Genomic DNA, 21,233 nt, shown 5'->3' with positions numbered 1-21,233 from the left:
TAGCAAAGTACTGAGTGCTGAGTGAAAACCTAGTTAATTCAAGGCTTTGAGCAATAAACACTGTCCTAACCTATATGACTACGGCTATAGGTGACCTAAAATTTTCTTCATCTAAATTAGGGTTGATAGCGAAGGCTAAAGTAGAAGCCATCATCTTGGGCATTATTACCCCGATCGCTCAAATCGATAAATGGAATGCCATAATCGAGCCGCAGACTTAGATTATCAATCCCCATAGCTTGGTTCCACAATAGTCCTAAGCCTGCACCCACAAGAAACGTTTGATTGGGTAAGTTGTTGGGATTGTCAGAATTATTCCAGACTGCTCCCATATCTAAAAACGGTGCTAGCTGAACTGTGGACAATCCCGATTCATTGCGTACCACTGTCACCCGATCTTCAATCGCCAACCGAAATCCATTATCCCCAGAGCGGGCGTTTTGTCGATATCCGCGTACAGATTGTCCACCGCCAATAACGAATTGCTGAGAAGGTAATAAGCTGTCTGGTGTCAGTTGCAAGTCTGCTTGGATAAGCAATAATTGATTATCACTTAGTTGCTGTACACGCTGTACTCGGCCTAGCCAACTGAAAAATTGTCCATCAGGAATTGGATCATTGTTAATAGTGGCATCAAATAAATCTATTCCAAAATTAAATTGTGATTGTAAAAACCAAGCCCCTTGAGGGTCACGCTTAACATAGTCCTGACCAAACTGAATGACGCTGGTACGGCTAACTCCATCTTTATCAGGGCCGATACCGAAGGAAAACGGCTGATTATTGAAGATAAAAGTTTGACCATTTTGATAGGTAAATCCCAAAGACAACGCAAATTCTTCTCTGGGCGATCGCACTAATGGTTGACGATAATTAATTTCATATAGATCCTGATCTGCTTGAATACCCAACTGCTTAAACTCTGGCTCAGTAATTTCGTTGCGATTACCTGCATATCTAATCTGTACTTTCCCGTTCATAGCGTTAACGGGAATCTGATAGCTAACATCAAAGATATTGGAACCACCTGAAAAAGAACGGTAATAAGAACCAGCTAGTTCATCTCCATTTCCAGTTAAGTTGCGATCGCGCAATTCAAAACCAAATCTTTCTGCGCCAATGCTGGGAGGCGAATAGTTATCTACACCGATGCTACCAATTAAAGAGTTGGCTTCTTGAACTCTGACAATCAGAGTACTTTGACCAATCTTACCAGTGGGACGGAGGCTGGCTTCCACGTTTGTAAACAGTGGATCGAGTCGTAATAGCCTCAGTTGTTCTTCCAACTTCACGCTATTCAAAGGTATACCAGCACCAAGTTTGACCCGACTACGAATATAAGCTGGGTTTAATCGCCGCGTCCCTTCGATTTCAATATTTGTCAAACGCCCTTCAATTACCCGAATTACCACAATCCCATCTGTGCTATTCGGCTGTTGCATCTCTGCAATTGCTCTGGAATTAATGTAGCGCTGATTCAAATAAAGCTGGGTGACAGCATCTGCGGCTTTTCTGATTTCCTCTATAGTCAATTCCCGTCCTGCAAACGGTTGTAAAACTCGATTAAAGTCGCTTTCACTAAAGACAGTGCTACCTATAACCTGGAATTTACGAACACGAATACGTTCGCTAGATTCTGAGGGCGTTTCTGTTTGAGGGCTTGCTTCGGATTGATTGGGGTCATTTCCCGATGAAGGTTCTTGTTGAGAAAGTTTCGGTTGTGCTGTTTGTACTATCAGAAACTCTGAGTCATTAATATTGCGATCCAATTTCTGGATAAAAATATCACGCCCGTTAGCTAAACTCGGTAGTACATCTGCTGTTACAATCAAAACACTGGATAGCATTAACAAGCCGCACTTGCAACTTAAATTGTAATTGTTATTTTGTTTATTATTTGCCAACTTTTGCCTAGTCTTTAATTGATCAGATAAATAGACAGTTATTTGCTGAATCTGGGCTTCAGATTTAACACCAATTTCTGTAATTTTGCTCATTTAACCTCTATTAGGTGCCTTATCTGACGACTTGTGAACCATCGCTATAGGCGGGTTCCCCCGCTTGCGAGCATCACCCGGAGAGTGAACCCGAATGCCTGTGAGATTTTATAAGTATGCTATAGATGCATGAATATCTGAATATCATATTTTTGACATTCATTTGATATTCAAACTTAAAAAATTTTGTAACTAAAAAATAATTAATAGTGATTATTACTCAGTAAAAGCCCTGAGCAGGATATTCTAAATAAGAGGTTAAGAACTTACGAGTACTTCCATGTCACCACTGATCTCTATTGTTATTGCCAATTACAATCGGAAATCTTACCTTGAGGCTGCGATCGCCAGTGTGCTAGAGCAGACATGGCAAGACTTTGAGTTACTAATTTGGGATGATGGCTCTAGTGATGGCTCAGTGGCGATCGCGCGTAAGTATGCACGACAAGATCAGCGAGTGCGGCTAGTAGAGGCATCTCATCAGGGAATCGCGGCGGCGCTACAAGCTGCGATCGCCCAGACTACAGGGGCTTACATCGGTTGGGTAGACAGTGACGATTTGTTAGCCCCGACTGCGTTGGCAGAAACTGCTGCTGTACTCAACCGCCACCCAGAAATGGGTTTTGTTTACACTGACTATCTCGATATAAACGAAACAGGAAACGTCACTAACTATGGTCATCGCTGCCATATTCCCTATTCCAAAGAGGGATTGCTGGTGAACTTTATGACTTTCCATTTTCGCCTGATTCGTCGTTCAGTTTATGACCAAGTTAATGGAGTTAATGGTTCACCCGATCATGTTGAAGACTACCATTTATGCTTGCGGCTTTCAGAAGTTGCTCAGGTAGGGCGCGTTAGACAGCCACTTTATTACTACCGCAACCATCCAAATAATGCTTCCCAACAGCGTCGCTTAGAAATGCTCTTGTCTTGCCAGCAAGTAATCGCCCAAGCACTACAACGGCGAGGACTTGCCGACTTTTGTCAAATCGATGTAGAACTGCCCACAGGTCGCTTCATATTGCGACGTAAAAAACCATTACTGAATTTGCTTGCTGACGGTCTTCAAGGGACGGTTACACAAACGAAAGCAGCCTTCAAATCCTTTGAAAAACTAGGTTTTAGGGGTCTACGAGTAGCGACAGTTTTTCAACTTGGCTTAGGTATACTTCCCCTAATTACAACCCTCAGCGCTGGATTAGCCCAAGCACAGCAGATTGTTCCCGCGAATGATGGTACAGGTACAATTGTTACTCCTAATGGGAATAGACTTGATATCACTGGCGGTAAGACTTCTGGTGATGGGGCTAACCTGTTCCACAGTTTTGAACAGTTTGGGATTAAGTTAGACCAAATCGCCAACTTTCAAGCTAATCCTGCTCTGCAAAATATCCTTGGTCGGATTACAGGCGGTAATGCTTCCATAATTAATGGCTTAATTCAGGTTACAGGTGGCAGCGCTAATCTCTACTTGATGAATCCTGCCGGATTTATTTTTGGCCCCAACGCCAGCTTAAACGTCCCTAGTGCTTTCACGGCGACAACCGCTAATGGCATCGGTTTCGAGAAAGGTTGGTTCAATGCCATAGGTGCTAATGACTATACCGCCTTAGTGGGAAACCCTAACGGATTCTCATTTACTATGAGCCAGCCAGGAGCGATTATTAATGCTGGGGATTTGGCAGTGGGTACTGAGCAGAGCTTGAATTTATTGGGTGGTACTGTAGTAAACACTGGGCAACTAAAAGCACCAGCAGGACAGATTGTTCTGACATCTGTACCAGGGCAAAATTGGGTGCGTCTTAGCCAGCCAGGAAATCTGTTGAGTCTGGAAATTCAACCCGTAGTTTCTAGTAGTAACCAACCTCACAATTGGACAATTCCAATCGCCTCTCTACCCGAATTGTTAACGGTTGGTAACATTAGTAACAGTGGCTTGAGTGCCAACTCTGATGGTAGTGTGCAACTAACAGATTCCCATGTGACAATACCCACAATTCCCGGTACAACTATTGTTGCAGGCAAAGTTGATGTATCTGGCCAAACAGGCGGCACAGCCAATATTTTGGGACAACAGGTGGCATTGGTTGGTGCTGATGTTAATGCCTCTGGTACGAATGGCGGTGGTATTGTCAGGATTGGCGGTGATTACCAAGGTAAGGGAACTCTACCCAATAGCGATCGCACTTTCATTAGTAGTGATTCTCTAATTTCGGCAGATAGCTTAGTCAATGGTAATGGTGGTCAGGTAATTGTTTGGGCTGACAAGACAACGGCATTTTATGGCAATATTACAGCTCGTGGTGGCACTAACTCCGGCAATGGCGGTCTTGTAGAAGTGTCGGGGAAGGAAAACCTGATTTACCGTGGTAATACTGTCCTAAGTGCTAAAAATGGTATTTTTGGGAACTTACTATTAGACCCAACTGATATCAATATTGTAGATGCCAGTCCCCAACCACAGGATGGCTCTCTGCCAACAATTCTACAAGATGCTTCCCCTGCAACTTTTACAATTTCCAAAAGTGCTTTGGAAAGTCAGAACGCTGCTATTACTCTGCAAGCGACTAACAATATTACTATCGCTGATGGAGTATCTTTAAATTTTAGTAACGGAGGATCACCTGGAGACGCAATTACATTTACAGCAGATGCAGATAGTGATGGTATAGGCGCTTTCAGGATGGGGACAGGTAATATCATCAACACTGCTCAAAGGAATATCACTATTTCGGGAGCTAGTCTAATACTGGGAGATATTGATACAACTGGTGGCTCTAGCAGCAATAGCGGCAATGTAACGTTATCTGCGCGTGATAGCATTACTGGAGGCAACATCATTGCCAGTGGAGATGGCTATGGTGGCTCTGGTAGTATCAACGTTACCAGCACTAATAGCGCTATTACTCTGGGGAATATTGATACAAGTGGTAACTTTGGTAGCAATGTAACGTTATCTGCACGTGACAACATTACTGGAGGCAATATCATTGCCAGTGGAGATGGCTATGGGTCTGGCAATATTAGTGTTACTAGCACTAATGGGGGTATTACCCTGGGAAATCTTGACACCAGAGAGATTCCCATTTTTGATGATCCAACAGATGGATCGGTAAATATGAATGCGGTAGGTAATATCCAAAGTGGTACTATTAATAGCTCTGTGAATAGTGGTTTTAGTTCAAGCAGCACAGCGGGTAATGTAAACTTAACAACTACCCAGGGCAGTATTACCACCCAAGCAATTAACTCGTCTGTAGCCAACGATGGAAGTGGCAATTTTACAGCGACGGCTGGCTCAGTCAGCTTAAATGCGAGAAATACTATCACGGTTAACGGTGCTATTGATGCCTCAGCAACTGCCACAGGAGTAGATGGTACTGCAACTGTAACAGGTGGTAACGTCACGTTACAGACTACTAATACTGTTGGCAGCACAATTACTTTTAGCAGCATCAACACTCAGGCAACGACAGAATCTGGTAGCACTGTCAAAGGTGGCAACGTACAAGTGCTGACAAATGGACTAATTCGAGGAATAGGGACGGGTGATACAATCTCTAGTGGCGGAGTTTTAATTACTAATGAGGGAGAGGGAAGTAGTACTAGAACTAGCCTTGCACCTCCTGACGGAGGTACGATCACCATTCAACATGATGGTGGGCCAGATAATGTTCCATTCACTGTAGGTGATGTCAGTGTCAACGGTACAAGGGGGACAATTAACGCAGGGGGAAGTTCCAGTATCTCTTCAGATAGCTTTCCCGTCTTGCCTAATGGTGGAAATGCCCTTAATACTCCCAGCGGCATTACTATTACTTCCGTCAACACCCCGCCGACACTGACAACAAACTCACCATTGTCGGCTGCTCAACCCAATCAAGCATTTGACTTTACTTTTAATGCCAATGTTAACGATATTAATCTTGACAACACAACTGTCGTGATTGATAGCATTTTGGCAGGAACCCTGAGACGAGGCAATACTGTTTTAAATCCTGGAGACACTGTAACGACAGGTGAAACGCTCAACTATACACCACCAAACGGTGTTACAGGCTTATTCAATGCTTTCAGAGTTGTAGGGAGCGATCGCGTTTCATCTTCAGCACCTGCAACTATACAAGTACAAGTACAAGAACAACAAATACCACAAAAACCAAATATTCCGCCCTGCTCATTCCAGTGCAATCCAGTTATAATAACCGAGCCTCCTGGCCCCAATATTAACGTCAGCATTCTTGATTCTGACCCCACTCCTGAAGGTAAATTCACTAGTAGGTTTGCAGATTATTTAGGTATACCCAATCCTAAAGTCAAATCAGTGGATGATGCTAAAGACATTGCTAGCAAAATTGAAAAAGCTACTGGTGTTAAACCTGCATTTATCTATATAAGTTTTGTACCTGTAGAGATTCCGCCAACAGCAAAACGATTGACTAAACAATTGAATACTATAGTCGAGCAGGATACTGATCAACTAGAACTAGTAGTGGTAACTAGCAAGGGTAACCCCATACGCCAGCGTATCCCAGCAGCGACAAAAGCCAAAGTTTTACAAGTAGCTCAAGAATTTCGTGACCAAATCGTTAGTCCACAAAACCGTCGTCGTAACGGTTACTTACGTCCATCTCAGCAACTCTATCGTTGGATTATTGCACCACTAGAGGCAGATTTACAAGCACGAGGAATCAACAATCTCGTTTTCTTGCCAGACGTTGGGTTACGTTCAACCCCAATAGCAGCACTTCACGATGGTCAGAAATTTCTGATAGAAAAATACAGTATTGGTTTGATGCCCAGTCTTAGCTTGACTAATACTCTCTACACTGATATCAAAAAGTCACAAGTTTTAGCTTTGGGCGTATCCCAGAGTACTCAGGGGCAAGAGCCTTTGCCAGCAGTTCCCATTGAGTTATCTACCCTGGTTTCAAAACTTTGGCAGGGCAAATTGTTGTTAAACAAGCAAGCCACTTTAGAGAATCTCAAAGCTATCCGCCGCCAACAACCTTTTGGGATTATTCACATGGCAACCCATGCTGATTTTACCACTGGCACTTTGAGTAACTCCTATATTCAGTTGTGGGAAGACAAGTTACGCTTGAACCAACTACGGCAGCTACGTTTAAATGAACCCCAAGTCGAGATGTTGGTGCTGAGCGCTTGTAGAACTGCTTTAGGAAACGAAGAGGCGGAAATTGGATTTGCAGGTTTAGCAGTGCTAGCAGGTGTGAAAACGAGTGTTGCTAGTCTCTGGACAGTTAACGATGCTGGTACAGCAGCGTTGATGACCAAATTTTATGAGAATTTAAGAACATCTCCCATCCGGGCAGAAGCTCTAAGACAAGCTCAAGTAGCTATGGCCAAAGGACAGATTTTTTTAAGGAATGGTCAGGTGCGAGGTTTCGGACAAGTTGAGAGTTTACCTTTGCCTGCTGACAGTGTTGATGAATCTGAGCAATCGCTATCTCATCCTTATTATTGGGCAGCATTTACAATGGTTGGCAATCCTTGGTAAAGGGGCATAGGGCATAGGGCATTAGTTATTCTTCCTCATCTCCCTTACTCCCTACCTGCTTACCAATCATCTTTCTTAGTGTCGTCCCAAACTTCCAGTTCTAAGTTTTGGAGATAGGTGAGTCCACTCTGAATTTGTGAATCTGTGCCTTTTAACTCAAGGTCAAACCAACCATCTCCAACAGCGTTGGCTCCTAAAATTGCCGCAGTGATGTTCACTATTAGACCGTAGTCAGACACCAGACGGGAAATTACAGGTTCCTGATGATAGTCTTTGGGAATCCTGAGTCGAATCCGTTTATGGTTAAGTGTATTGTCATCAGCCATATTTTTACTAGGGTCTGGGGACTGGGGACTGGGGATTGGGGATTGGGGATTGGGGGACAAGAACTAATGCCCTATTCCCTATTCCCTATTCCCTTATTTATTCAACCTCTTTAATGCGGGTTTTCCTTTCTAAAATCTCCTTTAGCACCAAAGTGACTACTGCTAGCAGCCCTAACAGTACAGCAGCAGAAAATGCAGCCTCAGTTTCATACTGTTTATAGGCATCTTCTACAAATAGTGGTAAGCTCTGGGTTTGGTCAGCAATGTTGCCAGATACTACTGAAACTGCTCCGAATTCACCCATTGCTCTAGCATTGGTCAAAATTAAGCCGTAAAGTAAACCCCAACGGATACTAGGCAGAGTAACCCGCCAAAATACCTGCCAATCGTTTGCTCCCAAAATTCTCGCAGCCTCTTCTTGATCCTTGCCAAACTCTTCTAAGACTGGGATAACTTCGCGAGCCACAAACGGCATACTTACAAAAGCCGTAGCAAGTATCATGCCAGGAAAGGCAAAGATAATCTTAATATCATGTGCTTGTAGCCAAGGGCCAAACCATCCATTCCGCCCGTAGAGTAACACAATCATCAATCCAGCGACTATGGGTGAGATGGAAAAGGGCAGGTCAATAATGCTGAGAACTATAGCACGACCGGGAAACTTATGACGAGCGATCGCCCAAGCTGCACACAACCCAAACACTGCATTCACAGGCACAGCAATTACAGCCAGTATGAATGTTAACCAAGCTGCATGGAGAAAGGCTGGCCGCGTCAGGTTAGATAAAAACGGCCCAACTCCCTTACTGAAAGCCTGGATAAAGACGTTGAGTGCAGGCAAATATTGAACTAGAACTAAATAGGCAATTGCTATGCCAATTAAAAGTGTCGGAACCCAACTTTTGGGCTGTTTTTTTGGCTGGACTGTATTTGTCTCAGACCCAGATGATGAGTGAAAACTTGGCTTATCTACTGTCATATCGTCTCGCCCACGCTTGTAAGAAATTAATTGCCAGTAGCAGTATCAAAGAAATTCCCAGTAGAACTACGCCAATTACTGTTGCACCAGAATAGTCATACTGCTCCAAGCGTTGGAAAATCAACACGGGTGCGATTAAATCTTTGAAGGGCGTATTCGACGAGATAATTACAGTCGAACCATACTCCCCCACTGCACGGGAGAAGCCCAAGGCAATACCAGTCAAAATCGTGGGAAATAACGGCGGTAAAATTACTTTCCAGAAGGTTTGCCATTGAGTAGCACCCAGACACCAAGCCGCTTCTTCAATTTCATGTTCCATTTCCTGAAGCACCGGCTGCACAGTTCTCACTATAAAAGGTAGTGAGATAAATATCATTGCTACCGCTACTCCTGTACGGGTAAAAGATACTTTAATTCCCAGAGGTGCTAATAGTGAACCAATCCAGCCATTATCACTGTAAACTGTTGCCAGTGTTAGCCCTGCTACCGAAGTTGGTAGGGCAAAAGGTAAATCTACTGTGGCATCAATTAGCCGTTTCAAGGGAAAGTCGTAGCGAACTAAAACCCAAGCAATCAGAGTTCCAAAGACACCATTCAGGAGAGCTGCGAATATAGATGTAACAAAAGTTACGTTATATGTTGCCAGAGCCACTGGACTAGTAGCGATCGCCCAAAACCTATCAGGTGGTTCGGTACTCGCTTTCAAGAACATAGCGCTTATGGGAAGGAACAACATTACCGTCAGGTAGAGCAGGGTAATTCGCCATGTCCAAGGAAGCCGCAACAACTGACTGAAGAAGTTCTTCCAAACCGGAGTTTTACGTTCACCTTCCACAGGAGAAGATAGAGTCATAGTCCACAATTAAAAATTTAAAATTCGATAGCAAGTTTTTGTCAGTTGTCAATTGTTTCTGTTTCTACTAGCCACTAACTATTGACCAAGAAAAAGTCAGGAGCTAGCAATCGGGAGCCAAAATAGAGAGTGTGCGAGTGACGGATGAGTCGAAGTTACAAGCCTCTTTAGGTATGGAACATATAGAGAAGCAAAGAATTTTTGCTGAAAAATAGGGATTCATCCGTGCGTGATTCAGAAGTCAGAATTTTGACCTCTGAATTCTTTTTATCTATTAACGTTTGATTTTGGCTTGAATTTGGTCAAAAATTCCACCATCTGCAAAGAACTTCTTGTCAACTACTTCCCATCCACCGAAGTCCTTAACTGTAGCCAAATTTTTCACTTTAGGATACTTGTCTGTAACTTCCTTAGATTGAGCTAAAGTCTCATCTACAGGTCGGAATCCGAGCTTAACAAACTCCTGCTGGGCTTCTGGCGTGTAAAGGTATTTGACAAAACCTTCAGCAACTTCACGAGTACCATGCTTATCGACATTCTTGTCTACCACTGCGATTGGATTGTCAATAGATATGTTCACGTCAGGAACTACATACTCAATCTTCTCGCCTTTTTGTTGCGCCAAAATAACTTCGTTTTCGTAGTTGATTAAGGCATCTCCCTGACCTTGCTTAGCAAATGTGTCAGTCGCTTCCCGTGCATCTTTAGTCAAGATTGGCACATTGGTGAAAACCTTAGTTAAGAACTCAGTTGCTTTAGCCTCATCTCCACCAGTTTTAATTACGGAGTTCCAAAGTGCTAAGAAATTCCAACGAGCAATGCCTGATGTTTTAGGGTCAGCGGTAATCAGTTTTGTACCAGGTTTCGCCAAATCTTGCCAAGTCTTGAGACCTTTAGGGTTGCCTGTGCGAGTGATTAGCGCTGCTACAGTTTTGGAGACAATCCCATTGTTGGGGACTTCTTTTTCCCATCCTGGCTGAATCAGCCCAGCCTTCTCAATCTTTTGAGTGTCTCCAGCTAATGCCAAGTGGACAACATCTGCTTCCAAACCATCAATGACGGCGCGAGTTTGAGAACCGGAGCCGCCGTAGCTTTGTTTGAAGGTGACAGTTTGGTTATGGTCTTGCTTCCATTTTTCTACAAACTTGGGAATGATGGCTTCGTGAGCTGCTTTGGTAACCGCGAAGGAAACCAGTGTGAGTTCAACATTTGGCTTGTTAGCAGCAACAGGGCTAGCCGCAGGTGTTTCACTGGCAGAATTACCTGCATTTCCTCCAGAGCAGGCGGCAATCGCCACACTCAAAAAGGCTCCTACCAAAAATAACGATACAAAGCCTTTGAGCGAATTTAGTCTGAACAGATGTATTCTTTGTTCAGCGTAGATGCTAAGCAGCTTGTCGTAAGACATCGCTTGTAATCTTTCTAGTGTGCGTTGCCACGAACTCATCCCAATATCCTCCCCTAAAACTACAGTTACTTGATGGAAATACAGTTATATATTACTTGATAGCAATATATAATTGCAGATATCTGGTCATAAACACAAGAGAAGAACAGCACATTCTCTATCGAGAATATGGTGATTCTACCAGTTCTACAGGCATTTGAAACTACTGTGGATTTCAAGTATCAAATTGTCATGATAAAGCTAATAGGTTTCTCTGAAAATGCAGCAAGCAAATAGCTGGTTATTTTAAATATCTCTGACCATTGGATGCAGCACATACAGGGAAAATTAGCACTGAAGTGGGTCGTGCGCCTTAAGAATATATACCTGTATATTTTCAAACATGGAGAACAAAAAAGATTTGTTACGCTACTTTTCCAATAGAAATAGCAGCCAAGGAGAACCACTCCAGCAGTTGTCTAAGAGAAGCAACTACCGAACGCATAGTGTATACCTTAATCCTAAAATAGTATTTTTTTATACTTACTTTTTAAGCTTATCTCTTGTTTTCAAGCAATAAATGCGCTCGAATAGCTTTTTAATTAAAAATTTAAAATCTATCTAATTACTTTTCCGAAAAAGCTCTGCCTCGATTTGAAGAATAAAGTACTGAGCAATCAAACATAGCAATAGCATATTAAATGATTGAATATTATTGATACAGTCTATAAAGCCGTCAGTCGTTACTTAATTGGTTATTAAAAATAAATATTCTACGGCTGTATCAACGAAAAACTCACAACTCATTTAGAAGTGCTATAGCTCATATTTTTAAAAGTAAACACAATTGTTTTTTCTCACAAGGCAGGCGAAATTATGGTATTCGGAAATAAACTCAATAGCAAAAACTTATTCAAATTTTCCTTAGCAACAATAGGGACACTTTTATTATTAAATCCTTCAGTTCAAGCTACAGAAATCAACCAAAACAGTGTCAAGGCAGAAACGCAGACTACTTCGTTGAGTGTATCCAGTAGTCGCTCTGTCGTAGTAGCTCAGAACTCTATCTGTCCAGAAAATAGTGGTGGTAGCCAGTTTGTAACTGCTGAAACAAAAAACTTTTTAGTATACATTTGTGGAGGTGACCTCCCTAATACTTATGTAGGTTATGCAAAAAATGGTACTACAGGAGGTGTCATTCTTCCCCTGCGAAACTACAGTAACAACCGATTTGTAGCAGTTAATGGAAATGTTCGTTACGTCCTCACCCGCAAAGAGCTAACCGTTACTAAAAATGGGCGAGTAATTGTCTGCGAAAAGGCAATATGGAGATAATACTAATTCGTAATTCGTAATTCGTAATTCGTAATTAAGTCCCTCGGAAAAAGGCTTGATTTAGGAGCTAAAATAGCTGCTGACTTAAGGGAGCAGGTATAGGTTATCGGGTTTAGTTCTCTTTACTATTCTCTGTAACCTGTAACCTGTTCCCTTCTTGGTTTGTGTCAATTTAATATGCTAATTTCAAGGGTAAACCGTCCTGAAATACTAGCAGTTCTCCTAGTGGGATTGGTGTCCAAACTTCGTTGTCAGTAAGGGGGGTAGTAGCGATGACAGCAACGCGATCACTAGGAGTCGTCAACTCCCGAAAATCTACCGTCATATCTTGGTCAATCAAGTGAGCTGCTGCAAAAGGCGCTTGCCGTACAATATAACTGAGTCGGGTTGAGCAGTAAGCGAAAAAGTGTTCTCCATCTGACAATAAATAATTAAAAATACCCGACAATGCAATTTTACTAGTTATATTCCGTAATACAGGGTACAGCTCCTTTATAGAAGGTTTACCTTCAGGAAAACTTGCTCGCAAGGTTTCTAGCATCATGCAGAATGCTTTTTCACTGTCTGTGTTACCCACAGCTTGGTAGAAACCGAGATTTTCTGGATGAAAGTCTGGTAAGTTGCCGTTATGGGCAAACACCCAATATTTTCCCCACAGTTCCCGACGGAAAGGATGACAGTTGTGTAGGGCAACTTCACCCTGAGTTGCTTTACGGATATGGGCTATGACATGGGTTGAGTGAATAGGATAGCTTCGTACCAACTCCGCTATCGGAGAAGCAACAGAAGCTTGGTCATCTAAAAACATCCGGCATCCTTTCCCTTCAAAGAAAGCAATGCCCCAACCATCACTATGATGATCGGTTTTTCCTCCCCGTGCAGAAAACCCTTCAAAAGAAAAGCAAATATCCGTAGGAACATTGCAATTCATTCCCAGCAATTGACACATGGATGTTGCATCTCTGAATTTTGATTAATATCTGAGAATCAAGATACTTCAGAATGCTGCATTATTCTGGTGCGATCGCTTCAATCTTAAGTTTTAAGATTGAAGTAAGTAGTTATGCAAAATTAAATATACATTGTCATGGCGAGTGTAGCGTCTTCCTTCTCCTACGGAAACGCTAGCGCGATCGCAATGACATAAATATTTTTACCTGTGCCAATGAGAGTTAACGTAAATTTTTTAGAAAAATAGGTATAGTTTAAAACTAGTGTAGAGATTGCGATCGCCAACCAGTTGCTGTAAAAACTAGCTCCATAAGGAAAAGATACAAGACAAAACCGCCCTAGAGCTAGTCTAGGGCGGTTTTGCGAGAGTTATTTTGCTTCGGGAGAACATCAAGAAGTGATGCTCTGCTTAAGGTATAGACGATTCAGCATATATTTCTAATTCAACTGATTTCTGGCAGTTCAGGATTATTTTTATGGAAAATTGAGCGTCTCAAAAACCTCATTGATTGAAAAAGCCAAGTTTATTGCTGTTCACGAATGATTGAGAACTGTTAAGTAAGTCAGTGCTAATCTTTACTATTTTTGAATGCATAACTTTTGATAAGTTTTGTAATTTCTATTACTAAGGCAGTAGGATCTATAGGCTTATTTACGTAACTTTGAAAAGCAGATATGAGAGTAAAGTTCCAGCTTTCTTCAGATCCTAAAGCAGTTAAAGCAATAGCAGGAACCTCCTGGTTTTCTGAAAATGGACTCTCTCTAACTTTGTTAATTAACGAATATCCATCTATTTCTGGCATAGCGATATCAAAAATAAAAATATCAAATTTGAATTGCTTGATTGCCTCAATAGCTTCTACAGCAGATGTAGCTGTTGTTACTTTAGCGCCGTAACCTTCAAGAATATAGGTAGTTAAAACAAGACTGTCGGCATTATCATCTACGACAAGAATCTGTAAACCACCTAGAGAGAGGAAATTTTCTGTAACATCTAGAGGATTCGGATCATCAGGGTTGTTTGTCATGATAATATTGCCTCCTTAGTTGCCGTAATCAATTACGGAGGAACCCTGCTAGGTAGCCAGTAACGAGCTAGCTACCTAGCGAACTTTTATAACTAAGCTACCATGACCCTAGTCTTATCTCCTAAGTAATATTTAATAGTTACTAAAATACTGATTTTTTAGTTTTATCGACTTTTGAGAAGAAGATAACAGTATTGTTGGGGTAATACTAAACTTTTACCCTAAAAGTCATAAAACCCCGTAGAGCAAAGCTTACGGGGTTTTAATATTTAAGTAATCAGTTAATATAAGTCAGCCTTTATCTTAATTTTTCCTACAGCCCTGCCAACTTTCTCCCATGCTCTAGCAGTGTCAGGGTCTTCCCAATTGGTTCTAAGATGTTCAGCTTTCTCGTAACAGACTTGAGAAAGTATCTCTAACACACCAGATAAACTCATGCCATCAATCATTGTCTTTATATCATCTTTATCGTACATTTTTAAAACTCCAGAGTAAGAATCTGTCAAACCGGTTGGAGATCAAGCCATCGTCCACGATGCTGGTTGTGATAATACCTGGGATCATGGCATTTACACAAGTTACAATGGAATGACAAAAAACAAATCCACAAAAACTAGAGATATATTTAGCAGTTAACTAGTATCTCCATTGACGGATTTGGGAAACCAGAGATATGTAAAAATGAATAGTTATCCACCAGTTGTGCTTAGTCCTTTCTGAGTTTTGATTATTTAGTACTTATTTGTCAAAATTTGTTAAAAACCAAATATTTGCTTGATAATCTGTTTATGTAGCTACTCCAATTAATTGTATTAATACAAAAGTTAAGATTCCCCCGTTTAAACAATAGCAGATTCACAGCAAGGTAACAAAGCTGTAATTTTAAATATCTTGGTTAAACCTTTTAAGTGACTTTGAGTAATTTTTGCTCTCTTTTTAGGCTAGTCCTTTGGTAAGGTTTTACGACTTGAATGAGGCAATACTTTGAGCAGGTTTCTTCCGTTGTCAGAGCTAGCATTGAGCAATATCAGACTTGTAGATTCCCTAAGTGGGGGCTAAGACAGGGTAGCAAATAGCATTCGAATGACATGAGTTACATAGGAGAGCCTAAATATTTGATACTTCAATATAAATCTTCTCATAATTCATATCTGTCGTTAAAATATTCTACACCTGGAGTAGAAATCTTCTTAATTCTATTGTTACTCTACTTGTAGACCATTAGGGAAACAAAGCAATGCTAAAAGTTTTTGCTGACAGGGGCGGTACATTTACAGATATTGTTGCTGTTACGAATAATCAAACAATCATAGATAAACTTTTACAACATCCTGAACGTTTTTTAATTGTCCCTCTTCCTCAAAAACAATGGATTATAGTCTATAAACTACTTTCAGAAAGCCCTGAACAGTATCAAGATGCAGCCATTCAAGGTATTCGAGATATTTTAGGGCTTTCAAGCAATGAACCTCTTTCTAGAGAAACAATAGAAGTAGTTAAAATGGGAACAACAGTTGCTACAAATGCACTGTTAGAACGAAATGGCGATCGCTTAGTACTTGTGATTACTAAAGGCTTTAAAGATGCCTTACAAATTGGCTACCAAAACCGCCCTAATATTTTTGCTCGGCAGATAATTTTACCATCTATCCTTTATGAACAAGTAATTGAAGTAGATGAACGTTATGATGCTCAGGGGAATGAATTAACTCCAGTAAATATTCAAAAAGTTAAAAATGACTTGCAAGCAGTTTACGATATAGGAATTCAAAGTTGTGCTATTGTTTTCATGCACAGCGATCGCTATCCCAATCATGAAAAACAAGTCGCCCAAATAGCGCAAGAAATTGGCTTTAACCAAATCTCCATCTCCCATAAAGTTAGTCCTTTAATGAAGTTGGTTAGCCGAGGAGATACAACAGTCGTAGATGCTTATTTAACTCCGATTCTGCGTCGCTATGTTAACCAAGTAGCCAGTCAGTTACCTGGAGTTAAGTTAATGTTTATGAAGTCTGACGGTGGGTTAGTTGCAGCCGAACAGTTTCAAGGCAAAGATAGTATTTTAAGTGGCCCGGCTGGGGGTATTGTTGGTGCGGTTCAAACTAGTAAAAGGGCAGGTTTTGAGTTTATTATTACCTTTGATATGGGAGGAACAAGTACAGATGTCGCCCATTTTAAAGGAGAGTATGAACGACAACTAGATTCAGAAATTGCTGGGGCGCGGATGCGAGTTCCCGTATTAGCAATTAATACAATTGCTGCCGGCGGCGGATCAATTCTATTTTTTGATGGTTCTAGTTATCGTGTTGGCCCAGAGTCTGCTGGTTCAAATCCTGGGCCTGCTTGTTATCGACGTGGCGGCCCGTTAGCAGTGACTGATGCTAATGTCATGTTAGGCAAAATCTATCCACAATATTTTCCTGCGGTATTTGGATTTGAGGGGAATTTGCCTTTAGATAAAGATATTGTTATTCAGAAATTTACACGCTTAGCTCAAGACATTGCAACTGCTACAGGAAATACTTGTACCCCCGAACAAGTAGCGGCTGGATTTATAGCGATCGCAGTAGAAAATATGGCGAATGCGATAAAAAAAATCAGTTTGCAACGAGGTTACGATGTCACCCAATATGTACTTTGTTGTTTTGGCGGTGCTGGCGGACAAGTTGCTTGTTTAATTGCCGATACTTTGGGTATGAAAAAGATATTTCTTCATCCTTATGCTGGGGTTCTCTCTGCTTATGGAATGGGATTAGCTGATATCCGGGCTATTAGAGAAGGAGGAGTAGAGAAGCCTTTAACTCAAGCCTTAATCCCGCAACTATTACAGTTAATGCAGTCTTTAGAAATCCAAGCAAGGATTGAATTAAGCGAGAATGAAGCTAGTAGTGAAGAGGAAGTAGTCCGAAAAGTTAACTTAAAATATGAAGGAACTAACTCTACCTTAACTGTTAATTTTGCCGATGATGTGGCAATGATGCGACAAGAATTTGAGGTTGAGCATAAATCTCGCTATGGTTTCATTCAAGTAGAAAAAACTTTAATTGTCGAATCCGCTTCAATAGAAGTTATCCAAAGAATGGATACTCCTGAAGAACCCCTAATTACTCGTACTCGTCCTCTAGATGAACCACCGACGCCTGTGGAAGTAGTGCAGATATTTACTGGTGAACAATGGCATGATACACCCGTTTATCGACGAGAAAATTTACAACCAGAAGATACTATTAATGGCTCGGCAATTATTGTAGAGAAAATTAGCACAATTGTAGTTGAACCTAACTGGATAGCAAAATTAACTGACCGAAATCATTTAATCTTACAGCATAAAGATTAACCAACAAAACAAGCAATTTTAAAAGTAGAGAATGTGCTGCCACAATATTAGTTTTGTTAGTGATTTAAATAAAATTGACAAACAAAAATGAACACAATATCTCAACCTGACCCTGTTCGCTTAGAAATATTCAAAAACCTCTTTCAATTTATTGCTGAACAAATGGGTATTGTTCTCCAAAATACAGCAGCATCAGTGAATATCAAAGAAAGGCTAGATTTTTCATGTGCTATTTTTGACACTTCTGGATTATTAGTGGCGAATGCTCCCCACATTCCTGTACATTTAGGCTCAATGAGTGAAAGTGTCCGCAGTTTAATTAACGATAAAGACGACACTATAAAACCGGGAAATGTCTATTTATCTAATAATCCTTATAACGGTGGAACTCATCTTCCTGATGTAACCGCAATTACCCCTGTTTTTCTAGAGAGTGGTGAAAATAACGTACCCCCTACTCCCAACTCCCTATTCGCAACTCCCCTGTTTTACGTTGCTTCTCGTGGACATCAAGCCGACATCGGTGGCATTACTCCCGGTTCAATGCCTCCTCACAGTACTACAGTAGAAGAAGAAGGAATTCTGTTTGATAATTTTCTCTTGGTTGAACAGGGAGATTTTCAAGAAATTCCAGTAAGAAAGATATTATCAAATCATCGCTATCCTGCTCGTAATCCAGACCAAAATATAGCCGATTTCAAGGCACAAATTGCAGCTAATGAACGCGGAGTTCAAGAACTGCGTAGAATGGTTGATCAATATGGACTAGAGACAGTTAAAGCTTACATGAAGTTTGTGCAAGACAATGCTGAAGAGTCAGTCAGAAAAGCTATTGATATTCTCAAAGATGGCTCATTTATTTATGAAATGGATAGTGGAGCAAGAATTCAAGTTAAAGTGACAATTCACCAAGAAAATCGCAGTGCTACTATTGATTTTACTGGCACTTCTCGCCAACTAAATACTAATTTCAATGCTCCTAAAGCTGTGACTCAAGCAGCAGTTTTATATGTCTTCCGTACTCTAGTCGATGATAATATTCCCTTGAATGCCGGGTGTCTTAACCCTCTAAAAATTATTGTTCCCGAAGGCTGTATGCTTAACCCAACCTATCCGGCAGCAGTGGTAGCGGGTAATGTAGAGACTTCTCAAACCATTGTCGATGCTTTATATGGCGCTTTGGGTGTGATGGCTGCTTCTCAGGGAACGATGAATAATTTTACTTTTGGTAATCAGCGCTATCAATATTATGAAACTATCTGCGGCGGTTCTGGTGCAGGGATGGATTTTGACGGAACTGATGGTGTTCATACCCACATGACTAACTCCCGCTTGACAGATCCAGAAGTTTTAGAAACCCGTTATCCTGTTCTTTTAGAAAGCTTTGGTATTCGTCCTGATAGTGGTGGCAAAGGAAAACATTCAGGTGGTAATGGTGTTATCCGCCGCATCCGTTTTCTAGAACCCATGACAGCGAATATTCTTTCTGGTCATCGGTTTATTCCTCCCTTTGGGTTAAATGGTGGGGAAGCAGGACAAGTAGGACGCAACTGGATACAACGTCAAAATGGAACCGAAGAGAATTTAGACAGTACTGCAACAGTAGAGATGAAACCTGGGGATATTTTTGTGATAGAAACCCCTGGAGGAGGAGGATTTGGCCAAGTCTAAATTTCGTAGTACCAAATGTCTTCTTCTCGTAGCACAATTCGATGCAGGGAAAGGCGGTCTATCATGCCCTCTTGCTCAAAATGCCCCAAAACACGAGTAATTGTGACGCGAGTCGAACCGAGCATTTCTGCAAGGTCTTCATGAGTTAGACGCATATCTATTAAACGCCCTTTCTCAACTTCTGAACCAAACTTTTTGGATAACCATGCTAAAAGCTTAATAAGCATGGTGTCCACTTTTTTATAACTGCGAATCACCATCAACTCTTCAGCTTGTTGGATGTGGGCTAGTAAAGTTTCTGTGAGTCGAGGACATTCCTCTAAGGGTAAGATAGTGGCCTCTACTTTAGTTAGGCATTCCATCTGATGAGGTTCTAATTTTGACAAAACTCTCCCAACAATATCTCCAGGCCCCCATAATCCCAGCGCAACGGTCGTACCGTCTTCTAGATAGGTGAAAGTCCTAACAAATCCCGCTTCAATCTTCCAAAGACCATTTTCGTAATCTGGTAGAAATGACCGTCGTGTAAATGTCTGCCTAGTATTTTTACTAGGAGAGGTAGCCAAGCTTGAATATAAAGATACCATAACAAAATATACTACTTTCCGATCAATTAACCGTAGTATATATATATTAGGTTATAAGAACCTATGAGTATTACAATTAACAATGTTTTTAGATAATCCAAAACAAAATTAAGCACCTAGTAAAACAACTTATGGTGGAGTAACACACAGCTATCGTGTGGAGGGCGATCGCTACCTGCCGAAATGATAGTCTATTGATAATAAATCTATGTGGATTAGGGTTTTACTTCTCCCTCAATCCATTTATCAACTACAATCGGCTGGTAAGTAGCAAATAAATCCAGCAAATGTTCCGAAGTAGACGCTTCCAACACAAGAGAACGAAGAGCTGGCTTGACAAATTCTTCTTTCACCGCATTGTCGAATAATTTCAGTAATGGGTCAAAGTATCCTTCTACATTCAATAGACCACAAGGTTTTTGGTGTAGTCTTAGCTGCGCCCAGGTGAGTATTTCACAAAACTCCTCTAGAGTCCCGTATCCACCAGGAAGTGCGATAAAAGCATCAGCCAAATCCGCCATTTTGGTTTTGCGATCGTGCATAGATCCGACAACGTAAAGCTGGGTAAGGCCATTGTGGGCAATTTCATGAGCAGCTAAGAATTCTGGAATCACTCCAATTACCTTACCACCTGCGGCCATAGCTGCATCTGCCACAACCCCCATGAGTCCTATATTCCCTCCACCATAAACTAGCGCTAATTCTCTACTGGCTAGAATTTTACCAAGTGTCTCTGCTGCTTCCTTGTAAGCAGGTCGAATACCCATACTAGAACCACAAAACACACAGATTGATTTCACCGAACCTCCTCGTGGTTTTCTCCTACTACATTCTATGCCTGGGAAGGAAGCCATAGGGGAATTTATTCTCGTCCAATTCTCTTAAAATGTATACGAGTAAACATCCTTTTTGTGAATTGGTGTACAAAACTTGTGTTTGATGCCTGCGACCTGACCCGATTTATTAGCTCTTACGGGTTCGGCACTTTTTTCAAGTCTCTTAACCCCCCAACCAGAGGCTTAAAATACAACAGTTTCAAGCCTTCCGACATAATACACGACCCACATACTACCCTATTTTCTTTTCAGAGGTGACAACAACTTTGACAATATCGCCAGTTCTAAAACCAAAATGAACTGATGAGCGTTCTCGGTGTCTACTGAGGAAACCATATCGGTCTGTGCCACACATTTGATAATTTGCCCCATCCAGTAACCTTAGTCATGAGTAGTTGTTTAGTTAAAAGATAAGGCTTTTC

Annotated in this window: 14 protein-coding genes; 4 read left to right on the top strand and 10 right to left on the bottom strand. The window is 41.3% G+C overall.

Annotation, left to right across the window (positions count from 1 at the left end):
* Positions 1–116: 116 nt before the first annotated feature.
* A complete protein-coding gene (locus WKK05_RS00980; protein WP_341527960.1) occupies positions 117–1,997 on the bottom strand; it encodes a ShlB/FhaC/HecB family hemolysin secretion/activation protein in 1,881 nt (626 codons plus the stop codon).
* A gap of 280 nt (positions 1,998–2,277) precedes the next feature.
* Between WKK05_RS00980 and WKK05_RS00975 the strand changes: the two genes are divergently transcribed.
* Complete coding sequence (locus WKK05_RS00975; protein WP_341527959.1) at positions 2,278–7,518, top strand: CHAT domain-containing protein; 5,241 nt, start codon at positions 2,278–2,280, stop codon at positions 7,516–7,518.
* A 59-nt stretch (positions 7,519–7,577) separates the two neighbouring features.
* Here the strand turns inward: WKK05_RS00975 and WKK05_RS00970 are convergent, their stop codons facing one another.
* From WKK05_RS00970 to WKK05_RS00955, 4 genes are all read right to left on the bottom strand, one after another.
* Positions 7,578–7,844 (bottom strand): NIL domain-containing protein, encoded by a 267-nt coding sequence (locus WKK05_RS00970; RefSeq protein ID WP_341527958.1) that lies wholly within the window; start codon positions 7,842–7,844, stop codon positions 7,578–7,580.
* Between the two features lie 97 nt (positions 7,845–7,941).
* A complete protein-coding gene (gene cysW / locus WKK05_RS00965) occupies positions 7,942–8,823 on the bottom strand; it encodes a sulfate ABC transporter permease subunit CysW (protein ID WP_341527957.1) in 882 nt (293 codons plus the stop codon).
* Complete coding sequence (gene cysT, locus WKK05_RS00960; protein WP_341527956.1) at positions 8,810–9,679, bottom strand: sulfate ABC transporter permease subunit CysT; 870 nt, start codon at positions 9,677–9,679, stop codon at positions 8,810–8,812. Before cysT ends, cysW begins: the two co-directional genes overlap by 14 nt.
* A gap of 274 nt (positions 9,680–9,953) precedes the next feature.
* Positions 9,954–11,126, bottom strand: a complete 1,173-nt coding sequence (locus WKK05_RS00955) for a sulfate ABC transporter substrate-binding protein (RefSeq protein WP_341527955.1) — start codon at positions 11,124–11,126, stop codon at positions 9,954–9,956.
* Between the two features lie 816 nt (positions 11,127–11,942).
* On the opposite strand from WKK05_RS00955, the gene WKK05_RS00950 reads away from it, so the two are divergent.
* Positions 11,943–12,401 (top strand): hypothetical protein, encoded by a 459-nt coding sequence (locus WKK05_RS00950; RefSeq protein ID WP_341527954.1) that lies wholly within the window; start codon positions 11,943–11,945, stop codon positions 12,399–12,401.
* Between the two features lie 172 nt (positions 12,402–12,573).
* Here WKK05_RS00950 and WKK05_RS00945 read toward each other — a convergent pair whose 3' ends face one another.
* The 3 genes from WKK05_RS00945 to WKK05_RS00935 all read right to left on the bottom strand — a co-directional run bounded on the left by WKK05_RS00945 (position 12,574) and on the right by WKK05_RS00935 (position 14,856).
* The gene (locus tag WKK05_RS00945; RefSeq protein WP_341527953.1) at positions 12,574–13,350 is read right to left on the bottom strand and encodes a class II glutamine amidotransferase; all 777 of its coding nucleotides are present in this window, start codon (positions 13,348–13,350) and stop codon (positions 12,574–12,576) included.
* A gap of 571 nt (positions 13,351–13,921) precedes the next feature.
* Positions 13,922–14,380 carry a response regulator gene (locus WKK05_RS00940; protein WP_341527952.1) on the bottom strand — a complete coding sequence of 153 codons (459 nt, stop codon included), beginning with the start codon at positions 14,378–14,380 and terminating at the stop codon, positions 13,922–13,924.
* Between the two features lie 281 nt (positions 14,381–14,661).
* Positions 14,662–14,856, bottom strand: coding sequence for a hypothetical protein (locus WKK05_RS00935; protein ID WP_341527951.1), 195 nt, complete (start codon positions 14,854–14,856; stop codon positions 14,662–14,664).
* A 761-nt stretch (positions 14,857–15,617) separates the two neighbouring features.
* Here WKK05_RS00935 and WKK05_RS00930 point away from each other — a divergent pair.
* Together WKK05_RS00930 and WKK05_RS00925 are read left to right on the top strand one after the other, a co-directional pair.
* Positions 15,618–17,717: a hydantoinase/oxoprolinase family protein gene (locus tag WKK05_RS00930; protein ID WP_341527950.1), complete on the top strand. Its 2,100-nt coding sequence runs from the start codon at positions 15,618–15,620 to the stop codon at positions 17,715–17,717.
* Positions 17,718–17,804: 87 nt separating this feature from the next.
* A complete protein-coding gene (locus WKK05_RS00925) occupies positions 17,805–19,388 on the top strand; it encodes a hydantoinase B/oxoprolinase family protein (RefSeq protein WP_341527949.1) in 1,584 nt (527 codons plus the stop codon).
* On the opposite strand, the gene WKK05_RS00920 is transcribed toward WKK05_RS00925, so the two are convergent.
* Both WKK05_RS00920 and WKK05_RS00915 read right to left on the bottom strand, forming a co-directional pair.
* A complete protein-coding gene (locus WKK05_RS00920; RefSeq protein WP_341527948.1) occupies positions 19,385–19,975 on the bottom strand; it encodes a Crp/Fnr family transcriptional regulator in 591 nt (196 codons plus the stop codon). The two genes, WKK05_RS00925 and WKK05_RS00920, sit on opposite strands and share 4 nt — an antisense overlap.
* A gap of 215 nt (positions 19,976–20,190) precedes the next feature.
* The gene (locus WKK05_RS00915; protein ID WP_341527947.1) at positions 20,191–20,775 is read right to left on the bottom strand and encodes a TIGR00730 family Rossman fold protein; all 585 of its coding nucleotides are present in this window, start codon (positions 20,773–20,775) and stop codon (positions 20,191–20,193) included.
* Positions 20,776–21,233 lie beyond the last annotated feature (458 nt).

The sequence above is a fragment of the Nostoc sp. UHCC 0302 genome, from assembly GCF_038096175.1.
GTDB lineage: Bacteria > Cyanobacteriota > Cyanobacteriia > Cyanobacteriales > Nostocaceae > UHCC-0302.
This window is presented reverse-complemented; position numbering and strand designations above follow the sequence as displayed.